Source organism: Pseudomonas sp. GCM10022186 (genome assembly GCF_042656385.1).
Classification (GTDB): Bacteria; Pseudomonadota; Gammaproteobacteria; order Pseudomonadales; family Pseudomonadaceae; genus Metapseudomonas.
On the sequence record NZ_JBHSOU010000044.1, the window covers coordinates 193,492 to 207,516 of the forward strand.

General features: G+C 67.4%; 15 protein-coding genes. 11 read left to right on the forward strand and 4 right to left on the reverse strand.

What is annotated here, in order from left to right; all coding sequences use genetic code 11:
- Positions 1-42: 42 nt before the first annotated feature.
- A complete protein-coding gene (locus ACFPU0_RS15570; protein WP_377694015.1) occupies positions 43-1,713 on the forward strand; it encodes a ShlB/FhaC/HecB family hemolysin secretion/activation protein in 1,671 nt (556 codons plus the stop codon).
- A 163-nt stretch (positions 1,714-1,876) separates the two neighbouring features.
- Here the strand turns inward: ACFPU0_RS15570 and ACFPU0_RS15575 are convergent, their stop codons facing one another.
- Both ACFPU0_RS15575 and ACFPU0_RS15580 read right to left on the reverse strand, forming a co-directional pair.
- Positions 1,877-2,290, reverse strand: coding sequence for a response regulator (locus ACFPU0_RS15575; RefSeq protein WP_377694017.1), 414 nt, complete (start codon positions 2,288-2,290; stop codon positions 1,877-1,879).
- A gap of 90 nt (positions 2,291-2,380) precedes the next feature.
- Positions 2,381-2,557, reverse strand: coding sequence for a Flp family type IVb pilin (locus tag ACFPU0_RS15580; RefSeq protein ID WP_377694019.1), 177 nt, complete (start codon positions 2,555-2,557; stop codon positions 2,381-2,383).
- A 384-nt stretch (positions 2,558-2,941) separates the two neighbouring features.
- Between ACFPU0_RS15580 and cpaB the strand changes: the two genes are divergently transcribed.
- The 9 genes from cpaB to ACFPU0_RS15625 are packed head-to-tail and all read left to right on the forward strand — an operon-like array spanning position 2,942 to position 12,063.
- Positions 2,942-3,862 carry a Flp pilus assembly protein CpaB gene (gene cpaB, locus ACFPU0_RS15585; RefSeq protein ID WP_377694020.1) on the forward strand — a complete coding sequence of 307 codons (921 nt, stop codon included), beginning with the start codon at positions 2,942-2,944 and terminating at the stop codon, positions 3,860-3,862.
- Between the two features lie 19 nt (positions 3,863-3,881).
- Complete coding sequence (locus tag ACFPU0_RS15590; protein WP_377694022.1) at positions 3,882-5,105, forward strand: type II and III secretion system protein family protein; 1,224 nt, start codon at positions 3,882-3,884, stop codon at positions 5,103-5,105.
- A 7-nt stretch (positions 5,106-5,112) separates the two neighbouring features.
- Entirely contained in the window at positions 5,113-6,282 is a 1,170-nt protein-coding gene (locus ACFPU0_RS15595; protein WP_377694024.1) for a pilus assembly protein, read from the forward strand.
- Positions 6,279-7,550, forward strand: a complete 1,272-nt coding sequence (locus ACFPU0_RS15600; RefSeq protein ID WP_377694026.1) for a CpaF family protein — start codon at positions 6,279-6,281, stop codon at positions 7,548-7,550. Before ACFPU0_RS15595 ends, ACFPU0_RS15600 begins: the two co-directional genes overlap by 4 nt.
- Positions 7,547-8,431 (forward strand): type II secretion system F family protein, encoded by an 885-nt coding sequence (locus ACFPU0_RS15605; RefSeq protein WP_377694028.1) that lies wholly within the window; start codon positions 7,547-7,549, stop codon positions 8,429-8,431. The genes ACFPU0_RS15600 and ACFPU0_RS15605 overlap by 4 nt, the downstream gene beginning before the upstream one ends.
- A gap of 1 nt (position 8,432) precedes the next feature.
- Positions 8,433-9,335 carry a type II secretion system F family protein gene (locus tag ACFPU0_RS15610; RefSeq protein ID WP_377694030.1) on the forward strand — a complete coding sequence of 301 codons (903 nt, stop codon included), beginning with the start codon at positions 8,433-8,435 and terminating at the stop codon, positions 9,333-9,335.
- On the forward strand, positions 9,332-10,081 hold the full coding sequence (locus ACFPU0_RS15615) for a tetratricopeptide repeat protein (RefSeq protein ID WP_377694031.1): 750 nt from the start codon (positions 9,332-9,334) through the stop codon (positions 10,079-10,081). Before ACFPU0_RS15610 ends, ACFPU0_RS15615 begins: the two co-directional genes overlap by 4 nt.
- The gene (locus ACFPU0_RS15620; RefSeq protein WP_377694033.1) at positions 10,078-10,356 is read left to right on the forward strand and encodes a DUF3613 domain-containing protein; all 279 of its coding nucleotides are present in this window, start codon (positions 10,078-10,080) and stop codon (positions 10,354-10,356) included. Before ACFPU0_RS15615 ends, ACFPU0_RS15620 begins: the two co-directional genes overlap by 4 nt.
- A gap of 6 nt (positions 10,357-10,362) precedes the next feature.
- Complete coding sequence (locus ACFPU0_RS15625) at positions 10,363-12,063, forward strand: TadG family pilus assembly protein (RefSeq protein WP_377694034.1); 1,701 nt, start codon at positions 10,363-10,365, stop codon at positions 12,061-12,063.
- Between the two features lie 48 nt (positions 12,064-12,111).
- Here the strand turns inward: ACFPU0_RS15625 and ACFPU0_RS15630 are convergent, their stop codons facing one another.
- Together ACFPU0_RS15630 and ACFPU0_RS15635 are read right to left on the reverse strand one after the other, a co-directional pair.
- A complete protein-coding gene (locus ACFPU0_RS15630) occupies positions 12,112-12,876 on the reverse strand; it encodes a response regulator transcription factor (RefSeq protein WP_377694036.1) in 765 nt (254 codons plus the stop codon).
- Between the two features lie 99 nt (positions 12,877-12,975).
- Positions 12,976-13,461 carry a prepilin peptidase gene (locus ACFPU0_RS15635; protein ID WP_377694037.1) on the reverse strand — a complete coding sequence of 162 codons (486 nt, stop codon included), beginning with the start codon at positions 13,459-13,461 and terminating at the stop codon, positions 12,976-12,978.
- 114 nt (positions 13,462-13,575) lie between these two features.
- On the opposite strand from ACFPU0_RS15635, the gene ACFPU0_RS15640 reads away from it, so the two are divergent.
- Positions 13,576-14,025: a TadE/TadG family type IV pilus assembly protein gene (locus ACFPU0_RS15640; protein ID WP_377694039.1), complete on the forward strand. Its 450-nt coding sequence runs from the start codon at positions 13,576-13,578 to the stop codon at positions 14,023-14,025.

Here is a 14,025-nt window from a genome sequence, read left to right on the forward strand (position 1 = left end):
GCCAGCGCCGGCCATTCCCGGAACCTGACCAGGGAGCGACCCATGCGCGCTTCAGCAGTACTGTTCGCGTTCGGCTGCGTGGTGCTCGGCCAGGCCCAGGCGCAACAGAACCCGATCTACCTCAACAGCAACGAAATCGAACGCCAGTTGCCAGCCCCCAACCTGCCCGCCGATGCCTACCGGCCCAGGATTCCGGCCCTCGACCTGCCCAAGCCGGGCAGGCCGGAACCCCTGCTGATGAGCACCAGGGTGCGGGTGCGCGAGGTGAAGGTGGAGGGCGGCAGCGTCTACCCCTTCGCCGAGGTGAAGGCGATCTACCAGCCTTTCGTCGGCCGCGACGTCAGCCTGACCGAACTGATCGAGGCCACCCGCGGCCTTACCCGGCGCTACCAGCAGGACGGCTACCTGCTGTCGTTCGCCTTCCTGCCGGTGCAGGGTTTCGAGCAGGGGCGGGTGCGGGTGGTACTGGTGGAAGGCTATGTGAAGGACTACCAGGTCCAGGGCGACATCGGCCCGGTGCGCGCCCATCTGGAGCAACTGGTGGGTCGGCTCAGGGCCGAGCGGCCGCTGACCCGCAAGACCTTCGAGCGCTATACCGGCCTGATGGCGCGAATTCCCGGCGTCACCCTCAGCGCCCGGGTACCGCCGCCGGCCACCACCGATGGCGCCAGTCGCTTGCTGGTCCAGGCCTCACGCAAGCCCTGGACCAGCAGCATCAATTTCAGCGAAGACAACCGCGGCAGCGCCCAGGCCGTGCTGGGCCTGTCCAGCAATGCCCAGGCCGCCCTGGCCGAGCAGATCAGCGCCAGCGTCCTGGCGCCACCCGGCAAGGACCAGGAGCGGTACTACCGGCTCGACTACAACCAGTACCTGGGCAGCGACGGCACCCGCCTGAACCTGTACGGCTCCCACTACCGCAGCGAGCCGGAGGACAATCTGCGCCTGTCCAACGGCCTGGAGCTGGAGCGACACCTGCGTAACGACCGGCTGTCCATCGGCCTCGGCCATCCTTTCATCGCGGCGCAGAAACAATGGCTCAACCTCGCGGCCCGGCTCTACGGCGTGAACGATCGGGTTCGTTATGAGGTGGTGGGGTTCCCCCTCAGCGTGCAAACCGATACCGACCTGCGTGCCCTGGCCCTGGAAGGCGACTGGCGCCGCTCCGACGAGCGCCGCCTGCGCATCCTCAGCGCAGGGCTGTACCGTGGCCTGGATGTGCTCGACGCGAGTACCGACAACCGACTCTTCGACCTGGAGTTCACCCGCCTGCGCCTGTCCGGCGTGCAGAGCGACCAGATCGGCGAGCGCTGGCAGGGCGTGCTCTCGGCCGCACTCTACTGGAGCGGGGACAACCTGCCGGACGCCGAGCAGGTGGTCTTTGGCGGACAGAACTTCGGCCGCGGCTACCCCAGCGACCAGGCGTCCGGCGACAAGGGCTGGGGCGTGGCCTACGAACTGAACTACAGCTATCGCCGCGAAGGCCGCTGGCTGCGCCTGCTGCAACCCTATGTGGTAGTGGACAGTGCACGCACCTGGTTCAACGAACAGCCCCTCGCGGATTCGCAACTCTCGTCCCTGGCCACCGGCCTGCGCCTGGGGGATGCGCGTTACTACAACGTCGCCATCGAACTGGCCAGGCCCATGTCCGACGAAGCCCTGGACAGCCATGACCGCAGCCCGCGGCTGACCCTGAGCTTCAGTTACCAACTCTGATGTTTCGCAGGGCGGCGCGGCGACTTGGTAGCCCGGATGAAATCCGGGAAATGTCCACCATCGCTCCCGGATTTCATCCGGGCTGCGGCCCGCCGAAAACTTCGTGAAGAACCAAAAGAAAGGCCGCCCATCCGGGCGGCCCCTGTATCGCGAACCTGATGCTTCAGTTGCTCACCAGCTTCAATTGCGGCTGGGGGAACTGCGCCTTGATCACTTCGACCAGGCGTTCCAGGTAGATGGGTTTGCGGAAGAAGTCGATCACCTGCAGGCGCAGTACGTCGATCACATCGTCCATGTCGGCGTGGCCGGAGGTGACTATCACCGGCAGGTGCTGTTTGTTGGTGTGGGCGCGCAGCCGCTGGATCAGGCGCATGCCGCTTTCCTCCGGCATGCGCAGGTCGGTCACCACCAGGGCGATATTGGGATGGAGGAGCAAGAGGTCGATCGCGCTCCTGACCGATGTGGCGGTGTGGCAGTAGAAGCCTTCACCCTCGAGCATCTCTGCCAGTTCCAGCAGGATGTCTTCTTCGTCATCGACCAGGAGCAATTGCTGTCGCAGCATGGGAGATGAGCTCATACGAGGCCTCCTGGCAGCGGGCATTGCTGATTGTTTCGTGCGGGCGGCAGTAACTTTCTGAAGTTGCACTCCAGGAAGTTGACCGAACTATCAGAGATTGGTGTTGATGGTCGTGAATATCGCTTCGACCTTCGCTCCAATATCGCTACTGAAAGTAACGATTACCGCTGCGACCATTGCGGCAACTATCGCGTATTCGATACCGGACGCACCCTCTTCTTCCTTCGAGAACTTCTTGATCTTCTTCAGCAGAGACATCAGGGCCATGGCGTTGAGCTCCTTGCCTGGTAGGTGTTGTGCAAACGCAAGCAGAGAGTTGCCGACAGCCAGTTGCGTCGCAACTGTAACAAAGCATTAATCCTAAAGTTATAGGTGGTCACTGCTGTAGCTCGTCATCCGCAAGGCACTATTTCTCCCTTGAAAAATGTGGGCGTTGCAGTAGATGTAGATATCGAAAGAGTGCGCATGGAAGTGTTCTTCAGGCGCCTGAATAATTTTCCTTGCGCCGGGAAAAGTTCTGCTAAACAGAACTTGCAGGGCGAGTACAGGAAAAACAAAAAAGGTGGCTGTTGGCAGGCCGCAGGTGAAGATGCCCCCACACGCAGGGGCTTGTAGTTCTCACGGTAGGGGGAGAGCCCGATGAGTAGCCGGATGACCATGGCTTTGGCCGCGGTGTTGTTGTTGGGTGCCTTGCTGGCCGGATATTGGGGGATAGTGCTAAGCCGTTCGCCGCAGGCCGGCCAGGTGGTATCACCCACCCTTCCCGAGAATGTTTCCCGCCTTTCCGACGATGCCGCCGACCGCATGCGCAGTCCGGTGGTGGTGGCGGCGCGCCCGCTCAGCCCCTTCGTCGCGGTGACCGCCGAAGACCTGCGCATCGAAGAACTGCACATCGTCCCGCCGGGCAGCTTCAGCAAGCCGGAAGAGGTGATCGGCCGCCGCCCCTGGAGCCCGGTGCCAGCCGGCACCTGGCTGGGGCCGGCGACCTTCGAGGCCGGCGGACCGCTGGCACGGATGATCCGCGCTGACGAGCGCGCCGTGGCCGTGGCGGTGGATGACGTGGTCGGCGGCGGTGGCCACCTGCGGCCGGGGGATTACGTCGATGTGTTGCTGTTCCTGCGCGGCGAAGCCGGTTCCAGCCAGCAGAGCGCCCAGGTGGCGGTGCCGGCGCTGCGCCTCTTGAGCTACGGGGAAAACCTGGGGCCGGATGCCGAGGGCCGCGCCAGCCAGCCCGCGAAGGATGGCGAGAAGGTGCAGCAGCGTGCGCCCAGCACCGCCGTGCTGGCAGTGCCGGAGCGCTTGGTGACCCGCCTGATGCTGGCCAGCCAGGCCGGATCCCTGCGGCTGGCAGTGCGCAGTGCCGACGAGCGCCTGCTGGAACGCCACCAGATCGGCGAACTGGCCGTGTCGCCCCTGGACTCCAGCCAACGCAACCTGATTCCGCTCGAGCAACTGAGCGCGACGCAGGCACCCAGCCGCCCCGTGGCGCCGCCGTCCAAGGCGGTATCCAGCACCCGCGGACCGGGCGTGGCCATCTACCGTGGTGCCGAGCTGACCCGGCAAATTCCCTGACCCGCAAGGAATGCAGCCCATGAATCGCTGGATCGCAACGATGATCTTCCCCTTGCTGGGATGTGCGCCCCTGGCCGCTTCGGCGGCGTCGGGTTGCGAGGCGCTGGGCCCGGTGCCCGGCGTGGTGGAGGTGGGGCAGGGCCGCCAGGACCTCTTGAGCTACCCCTTGGCCATTACCCGGGTCGCCGTGGGGGACGCGGAAGTGGCGGACGTCCAGCTCACCGACAAGCAATCCCTGCTGATCACCGGCAAGCAGGCCGGCGCCACCAGCCTGATGGTCTGGACCGGCTGCAGCCGCGAGCCGCGTCGCAGCCTGCTGTATATCGAAGGAATGGCCAGCGCGGCGTTGGCCGAACCCCTGGCCGAGCCTCCGGCCGCGGACAGGGTGCCCAGCCAGGTGCAGACCGACATCCGCTTCGTCGAGGTCAGCCGCGGCAAGCTCAAGCAGGCCAGCACTTCGCTGGTGCGGCAGGGTTCCAACCTTTTCGTGCTCGGCGCGCCAGGGAGCCTCAACAACATTACGGTAACCCCCGATGGTGTGATCGATGGCACGTTCGGCAACGCCAACGGCGGCTTCAACATCATCTGGGGCGGTGGCAGCAGCAAGGTGCTGGGCTTCATCAATGCGCTGGAAAACAGCGGCTTCGCCTATACCCTGGCCAAACCCAGCCTGGTGGCCTTGAGTGGGCAGAGCGCGAGCTTCCTGGCCGGTGGCGAGTTTCCCGTGCCGGTGCCCAATGGAGAGGGCGACGAGATCACCATCGAGTACAAGGAGTTCGGCGTGCGCCTGACCCTCACGCCCACCGTGGTCGGGCGCCAGCGCATCTCCCTGAAGGTGGCGCCGGAGGTCAGCGAGCTGGACTTCAGCTCCGGGGTCAGCATCGCCGGTACCCGCGTGCCGGCGCTCAAGGTGCGGCGTACCGACACCAGTGTTTCCCTGGCCGATGGCGAGAGCTTTGTCATCAGCGGGCTGATCAGTACGCAGAACGTCGCCAATATCGACAAGTTCCCCGGCCTCGGTGACCTGCCCATCATCGGTGCGCTGTTCCGCTCCTCGCAGATCGACCGCGAGGACCGCGAGCTGCTGATGATCGTCACCCCGCACCTGGTCCAGCCCCTGGCCGTGGACGCCCGGCTACCCGACCTGCCCGGCGAGGCCCTGCGTCGCTACGACCCGGGCTTCTTCGACTTCTACCTGAACGAGCGCGGCGACTTCGACCGCCGCGCCGGCCTCTCCGAGTGAGGTTGCCATGAGCCAGACATTCCTCGCCTTCACCCGCAACAGCGCCGACCTGGAATGGCTGCAGGGCGCGCTGACACCTCTTGGCCAAGTGCTCAGCGCCGGACGCGGCGCCCTCGACGAGTTGCTCGGGCTGATCGAAGTGTCCGGTGCCAGCCTGCTGTTCGTCGGCCTGGACCGCGACAATCTGGTGGCGCAGACCTCACTCATCGAAGGTGCCCTGGCCGCGCGGCCGATGCTGGCGGTGGTGGCCATGGGCGATGGCCTGGACAACCAGTTGGTCCTCAATGCCATGCGCGCCGGCGCCCGCGACTTCATCGCCTACGGTGCGCGCACCAGCGAGGTGGCCGGTCTGGTACGTCGCCTGGTGCAACGCCTGCCGAGCGTGATGCCGAACCAGAACGCCGGGCGCCTCACCGCCCTGTTCAGCCGCCAGCAGGACGCCGACGCGGCGCTGCTGGCCGCCCACCTGGCGCTGGCCATCCAGCAGTGCGGCCAGCGCACCCTGCTGCTGGATCTCGGCCAGCCCCAGGGCGACAGCCTGGCGCTGCTCGGCCTGGAGGCTTCCTTCCACTTCGCCGACGCCCTGCGCAACCTGCGGCGGCTGGATGCCGCGCTGATCGACAGCGCCTTCGGCAGCCACCCCGACGGGCTACGCCTGCTGGTACAGGAGGCCGGCGGCGACACCCTGGACCGGGCCAACGCCGCCGAGCTCTACCTTCTGCTCGGCGCCTTGCGCCAGCACTTCCAGCATATAGTGGTGAACCTCGCTGGCCAGCCTGACAGCGAGGCCCTGCGCATCCTTGTCGGCAATGCCGACCAACTGCTCTGGTGCACCGACCAGAGCGTCCCGGATTGCCGCCGCAACCTCGAGCTGCTGGACCGCTGGCGCGAGGCCGGGCTCAAGCTGGAGCATGCCCGGCTGCTGGTGGACCGCCATTTGCGCGGCGTGGCGCCGGATGTCGAGGTGCTGGCCCGCTCCTTCAGCCTGCCGGTGGCGGAAACCCTGCCCCACAGCCCCGAGCTGCGGCTGAACTCCAAGAACCAGGGCCGCAGCCTCTTCGAGCTGGGCCCGCGTGAGCGCCTCTGCCAGCGCCTGCGCCGGCTCGGCGAGCAGTTGGCCGGCGTCGAGCAGTCCGGGATCCGGCCCTGGCAGCGCCTGTGGAGCGGCCGGCCATGAGCGCAGAGAGCCTGTTCGGTGGCGCCGCTCGCTACACCCAGTTGGGCCACAACGACCCCCAGGGCCTGAAACTGGTGCTGCACCGCTACATCATCGACGCCATAGAGGACGACGGCGTGAACATCCTCGAAGGGGTGCGCGGCGCGGTGTCCCAGTACGTCATCGACAAGGTGGTGGAGTTCGTCGGCCGCCATCACCTGGCGGTGTCGCGCTATGAAATGGAACGCCTGGCCGAGGAACTGGTGGACGAGCTCACCGGCTTCGGCCCCCTGGAGGTGCTGCTGCGCGACCCCGGCGTGACCGAGATCCTGGTCAACGGCCCCGGGAGAATCTTCATCGAGCGCGAGGGCGTGCTGCACCAGAGCGACCTGCGCTTCATCGACGACCACCACGTGCTGCGCGTGATCCAGCGCATCCTCGCGCCGCTGGGCCGGCGCCTGGACGAGTCCAGCCCCATGGTCGACGCGCGCATGCCGGACGGCAGCCGGGTCAACGCCATCATCCCGCCCATCGCCCTGGACGGCCCCTGCATCTCGGTGCGCAAGTTCCGCAAGGACCTGCTGCAGAGTTCCGACCTGCTGGCCTACCAGTCCCTGGACGAAGCCATGCTGCAGTTCATCCGCCGCGCGGTGGGGGAGCGTTGCAATATCCTGGTCAGCGGCGGCACCGGCACCGGCAAGACCACCATGCTCAATGTCATGAGCCTTCTGATAGACAGCCACGAGCGCCTGGTCACCATCGAAGACACCGCCGAACTGCAGCTCAATCACCCGCACGTGGTACGCCTGGAAACCCGCCCGCCGAATGCCGAGGGGCGTGGCGAGGTGGCTGCCAGCGACCTGATCCGCAACGCCCTGCGCATGCGCCCGGACCGCATCATCCTCGGCGAGATCCGCGGCGTCGAGGTGCTCGACGTGCTGCAGGCGATGAACACCGGCCACGACGGCTCCATGAGCACGGTGCACGCCAACTCCGCACAGGATTCCCTGCTGCGCCTGGAAACCCTGGTGGGCCTGACCGGCCGCCAGGTGGCCGAGCGCACCCTGCGGCAGATGATCTGCGCCGCCCTCGACCTGGTGATCCAGCTCACCCGCCTGCCCAATGGCCGACGCTGCGTGAGCGAGGTGGTGGAAGTGGTCGGGGTGCGCGATGACGTCTACGTCACCAACTGCCTGTTCCGCCTGGACCGCGCCAGCGGACGCTTCATCGGCGAGGCGGTCAACCCGGCCGGGGAGAAGCTGCGCCAGCTCGCGGGAGCGACGCGATGAAGGCGGCGTTGCTGCTCGGCCTGCTCTGCAGCCTTTTGCTGGGCCTGGGACTGGTGCTGCTGTTGAAGGGTTGGCGCCAGTCGGGCGAGGAACGTGTGCTCAAGCGCCTGGGCCAGGATCTCGCGGCGCCAGCGCCGGCCGCCGGCCCTGCCAGCCGGCTGGAGCGCGCGTTCCTGCGCGCCGGCCTGGACCTGCCCCGAGAACGGTTCGGGCTGCTCATTTCCGGCTGGCTGGCGGCCCCGCTGCTGGGGGCCCTGGCCGGTGGCTGGAAGCTTGCCCTGGCGATGGCCCTGCTGCCGCCACTGGGGCTGCGTGCCTGGCTGCTCTGGCGCTATCGGCGCCGGGTGCGGCGCCTGGTGGAACAACTGCCGCAGTTGCTCGACCAGGTGGTGCGCAGCCTGCATGCCGGGCGCACCCTGGGCGATGCGGTGGTACGCGCCATCGAGGCTTCCCCCGACCCCTTGCGTACTGCGTTGTCGCGGGTGACGCGCAACGTGCAGCTAGGGGTTGGCCTGCCCGATGCGCTGCAGGACGTGGCCGACCTCTTCGAGCAGGAGGAACTGCGCATCCTGGCCCTCGGCGTGCGGGTCAACCACCGCTTTGGCGGCAGCGCCACCGAGCTGCTGGGCAGCCTGATCAAGGTCATCCACGAGCGCGAGCAGATCGCCCGGCAGCTGCGTGCGATGACCGGCGAGACGCGCTTCACCGCCCTGGTGCTGGCGCTGCTGCCGGTATCGGTGGCGGGCTACATCCTGTCGGTCAATCCGGACTATCTGATGAGCCTGTGGGTGGACCCCAGTGGCCAGCGCATGTTGCTGGCGGCCTTCGCCATGCAGATCCTGGGCTGCTTCATTCTCTGGCGCATGCTGAGGAGCGTGTGAGATGGCGCTGATCCTGTTCGCTGTCCTGCTCGGCCTGGCCGCCCTGTTGCTGGTGGCCAGGCTGCTGGGCGAGCGCAAGCGCCGGCTGCGGGTCAACCAGCGGCTGCTGGGCCAGGACCCCGCCGGGCAGATGGCCGATGAGCGCTGGCTGGGGCTGGCGAGGATTCTCGGCAGCAGCCGCCTGGCGCGCCGCTACCTGGACCTGGATGGTGAGACCCAAGTGCTGCTCAACCGCATCGGCTGGCGCCGTGCCAGCCGTCGCACCCTGTTCCTCGCCTGCCAGTTGGGCGCGCCCATCCTGCTGCTGGGCCTGGTCCTGCTCGGCGAGTCACTGCTGGCCAAGCCGCCGGCGCATCCCTGGCTGGCGCCCTTCTTCGCCATCTGTGGCGGCCTGCTGCTGCCCAAGCGGGTGCTGGCCATGGTCGCCCTGCGCCGCCAGCACGCCCTGCAGCAGGAACTCTCGGTGTTCATTCCCATGGTGCGCATCCTGTTCGAAGCCGGCCTCACCGTGGAGCAGGCCCTGCGGGTGCTCAGCCAGGATGGCCGCAACCTGATGCCGGTACTCACCGCCGAGTTGCGCGTGCTGTTGCAACGGGTGGATTCGGGGCTGGAGCTCGGTGGGGAACTGGGCAAGCTGGCGCGTCTGCTTGCGGTGGACGAACTGACTGACAGCTTCACCATCCTGGAGCAGCTGCTGCGCCAGGGTGGCGGGGCCATGGCGTCGCTGCTGGCGCTCAAGCGGCTGCTGGACGACCGCCGCCTGACGCGGATGCAGGAGTACATCTCCAAGCTCTCCGCGAAGATGGCGGTGGTGATGATGACGCTGCTGTTCCCCGCCCTGCTGCTGGTGCTGGGCGGGCCGGGAATGATGGCGATCAGCCGGGCGATGGGGGGAATGGAATGAAAAGGTTGCTGATGCTCTTCGCGTTGGGACTGCTGGGGGGCTGTGCCAGCGCCCCGGTCCAGGTGGGTTGGCTGGTGCAGGGGGGCTGCGGCCAGCCGAGCCAGGACCAGGAGCTGGCGCTGAACCTGGCCAACGACATGGTCGCCGAGGGGCGTTTGCATGCCGCGCTGGCGCACCTCCAGGCGTTGCCGGCGAACCTGCCGGAGGTACGCCTGCGCCAGGCGCGCATCTACCGCAGCCTGGATCGCACCGAGGCCGGGCCGCTTTATCGCAGCCTGCTGGGCACCTGTCTGACCGCCGAGGGCCACCACGGACTGGGCCAGCTGGCCGCGGCCCGGGGCGACCAGCCCGAAGCCCTGGCGCAGCTGCGCGAAGCCCTGCGCCTGGCCCCCACCGATGCCAAGGTGCGCAACGACCTCGGCCTGGTGTTCCTGCGCGAAGGCCGCACCGAGGATGCACGCTTCGAATTCCTCACCGCCCTGGAACTGGGACAGGGCGATGCCCTGCCCGCGCTCAACCTGTTATCGCTGCTCTTCTATGAGGAGCGCTACCAGCAAGCCGCCGACCTGGTTTCGCGGTTGCGCTTGCCGGCCGATGCGGTGCGCCAGGCCGAGGGCCGCGCACGGGAGATGAAGCGCCAGGGGCCGGGGGCGCCGCTGGCGACGCGCCAGCCCGAGGTCGACGGCCCGTTGCTGGCGGGCGTGCGCAAGGCCGGGCCCGGGACGGGCGAGGAGGTGGGGCAATGAAAACCTGGATCGCCATCCTGATGCTGGGGTGCTGCTGCAGCCTGCCGGCGGCGGAAGACGCCCGCCATGCCCGCCACGAACGCCAGCGGCTCAGCGAACAGTGGCTGGCCACCCAGCGCGAGGGCGGCCAGGCCTCGCGCCAGGTGCAGACGGCCACTCCGCTCGAACGCGAACTGGCCGGCCAGCGTTGGCTGGACAGCTTCAAGTACCGCATTCCCGAGCGCTATTACGGCAATGCCATGATCCCCGAAAGCGGTGATTCCGCCAGCGAGTGACGCCCCATGCGCGACCTTCGCCGCCAACGTGGCGCCATAGGCCTGATGGCCACCCTGGTGCTGCTGTTCTCCCTGATGATGCTGGCGCTGACGGTGGATGCCGGGCGCCTCTACTTCGAGAAGCGCAAGCTGCAGCGGGTCGCCGACATGGCGGCCATGGAGAGCGCCGCCAGTTCCGGCCTGTGCGGGACCCAGGTGCCGGCCGAGGTCCGTGCCCTGGCCCAGGCGAGCGCCGTTCGACACGGCTATGGTGGCGACTTGGGCGCCGCCGGTAACAGCGTCGATCTGGGTTATGTGGAACTGGACGGGGCAGGGGAGCGCCGGCTGTTCCAGGCCTCCGCCAGCCGCCCCGAGGCGGTGCGGGTGCAGGCCACCCGGCAGGTGCCCGCCAGCCTGGTGCTGGGCGGGCTCTGGGGGCAGCGCCTGACCCTCCAGGCAGTGGCCGTGGCCCAGCGTCCTGCCCTGGCCGGTTTTTCCCTGGGCAGCGGCCTGGCCTCCATCGACACCCAGCAATCGGCGGTACTCAACGCCGTGCTCGGCGGCCTGCTGGGCACCAGCCTCGACCTGGATGCCGCCTCCTACCAGGGGTTGGCCAATGCCCGGCTCAATCTGCTGCAACTCAACCAGAACCTGCCGCCCGCCGCACAGCTGGACCTGTCCGCCGGCAATGTGCAGGCATTGCTGGATGCCCGGCTGACGGTCGACCAGCTGCTGGACGCCACGGCCGGCGCCGCCAATGCCCGCGAGACCCTGGCGGTGGGGGTGCGCAACGGCCTCGACAGCCTGGCCGATGTCGCGGTCGGCGCGACCCAGGTCGAACTGGCCGACATCCTCCAGGTGGAGACACCCGCCGGCGGCGGCCAGCAGGCCCTGAGCACCGACCTCAGCGCCCTCGACCTGGTGACCGCGCTGGCCTTTCTCGCCAACAAGTCCCATGCGGTGGATGTGGATCTGGGGCTGAGCCTGGGCGGCCTCAGCGACCTCGGCCTCAAGCTCCATGTGATCGAGCCGCCGCAGATCGCCATCGGCCTCCCGGGCCGCGACGCCAACGGCGACTGGCGGACCCAGGTGAGCACCGCACAGGTGCGGCTGGAGGTCGGGGGCAAGGTCACTGTCTTGCTGGCTGAGGTGGACCTCGCCCTGCATCTGGAAGTGGCGCAAGGCTGGGCAGCGCTGCAAGGCATCGACTGTGGCAGCATCCTGCCCGGCGATCGCCAGGTGTCCATTCTCGCCCAACCGGGAATCGCCAGCCTGGGGCTTGGGCGGTACGACGATATCGAGGCCGCGAGTCCGACCCCGCAGCCCATCGGAGTCAAGATCCTGCCTCCGATTTCATCCAGCAACCTGGTCTCCATCTCGGGGGCCGCAAGCATCGCGCCCGGCCAGCAGACCGCAGTGGATTTTTCCGTGACGCCAGGTCAGCCGCTCCCCCAGCAACGACGGGTCTCCTCACCGTCGGCGGGGTCGCTTGACCAGGGGCTGTCAACGCTGGGCAACAGCTTGAACGTCAGCCTGTTGAACAACTGCGCCTTGTGTTCGCTTCTCGGCCCCACGCTGGGCGCCCTGAAGCCGGCCCTGATTCCGTTGATCTCCCTGCTGGGGCAGGAGGTGCTGGAGCCGGTCCTCAAATTGCTCGGCATCGATCTGGGCTATGCCGATGTACGCCTGATGGACCTGGATGCATCGTCGCCCAGGCTGATGCTCTGAGCGGCGAGTCCCGCAGGGACGGGCCACAGGGCTGGCCTGCCACGATGCTCAGTGCGCCACCTCATGGGATAGCCGGCTGGGCGGGGCCATGGCCAGGGCCAGCTGGGTGCGGTTGTGCATGTGGGTCAGGCGCAGGATCTGCGACACGTAGAGCTTCACGGTGTTTTCGGTCAGGCCCAGTTCGCAGGCGGTCTGGTAGTTGGTCATGCCCTTGCCCACCAGCCGGGCGACATCCAGCTGCCGCGGCGAGAGCCGGTCGAAGGGCGGTTGCACGGCAATCTCCGAACTGGCCGCCACGGCCGGGGAGTGGTCGAGGGGAATGCGGCGGCGCTTGTTGATGTCCTTGTAGAGCTCGTCGATGGATTCGGCCAGGGTACGCAGCTTGCTATTGAGCTGGGCCAGTTCCAGGTTGTCCTGGCGGCGCTGGTACAGGCGCTCTTCCAGGCGCCGGACCGCACGCAGCACCTGCTCCGGGTCGATGGGCTTCTGGTAGTAGTCGGCGACCCCGACGCGCATGGCCTCGATCACGTCCTGCGGTTCGGCCTGGCCGGTGAAGATGATGGCCTCGAAGGCACGGGTGAAGGCGCTCAGCTGTTCCAGTCGCTGGACCAGGGAGATGCCGTCCAGTTCCGGCATGTGCAGGTCGCAGAGCACGACGCCGATGCCGGCGTCCTCCTGGAAACGCCGGATGGCCTCCAGGCCGGAGGTACAGCCGACGCAGTGGTAGCCGCAACTTTCCAGGAATTCCTGGAGTTCGACGACAATGGCTTCGTCGTCGTCGACGATAAGCAGGGTGCAAGCTTGTGAGTCCATATCCGGCCTTCCAATACGTTTGATTCCAGGCGGTCGGTGCCCGCCCCGGCATCACGGAATTGGTACAGGCGTGCACTGCTAACGAAAGATATAGCACTTTCATATCACTGCCAGTCGGTTAGTCAAAAAAAGTGCCGCCAAGGAACCGACGAAGAGGAAGGGAGCGAAGGGATAGCGGCGTACCCGCTCGGGCGCCAGCTGGTGCAGGGCAGCCTTGAGGCGTGCGGGGAGGACCGGCCAGAGCGGTCGCGCCAGGATGGCCCAGGCCAGGTAGGCAAGGCCGGCGCCGGCCAGGCAATGGAGCACGAAGGGCGGGTGACTGCCGAGGGCGATGCCCAGTAGCAGCTTCACGTCGCCGGCGCCCAGCTTGCCCAGCCAGTAGCCGGGCAGGGTCAGCAGCAGGGCCAGGCCGGCAGCGCCCAGGCCAGCGGCCGTGGAGGCGCCGAGCAGGGTTTCGCCGCGCAGCACCAGGTAGAGCAGGGCGGCCGCGGCGCCCCCCAGGCTGAGCCAGTTGGCAATGCGCCGCTGCTGCAGGTCCTGCAGGGCGCAGAGGGCGGTCCAGGCGAGCAGGGGCAAGGCTGACATGAAATATCCGGTGCCTCCGAAAAGTGCCTTCTATGCTGCTATCTGTGTAGCCGAGTATTCAGAAAGCAACTGAGCATTTCTGCCGCAGTGCGGCCACCAGTCAGGAAGGTTTCCATGGGAAAAGGGGCTTCGCCGCGTTTTGCCAGGCAGCAGAAAGGTGCCGCTGCCATCGAGTTCTCCCTGGTCTTCATGCTTTTCTTCGCCATCTTCTACGGCGGGGTCAGTTACTGCCTGCCGTTGCTGATGCTGCAGTCCTTCAACGAGGCCTCGGCCGAGGCGGTGCGTCGCGCCGTGGCGGTCAACCCGGAGGCGCCGAACTTCCTGGCGCTGGCCACCATCGAGGCAGATGCCGCCATCGACCAGAAGCTCGCCTGGTTGCCGGCAGGTGTGCGCGCCAACCTGCCGGCACCCGCCGTCACCCTGGCCGGTGGCGTGCTCACCGTGCGCATCGCCTACCCGTACAAGACCAAGCCGGTGGTGCCCTTCCTGACGCTGCCCGGCATCGGCCGGGTGCCGCAATTGCCCGACGAGCTGGCGGCCCAGTCCAGCCTCCAGGTCCAGTGA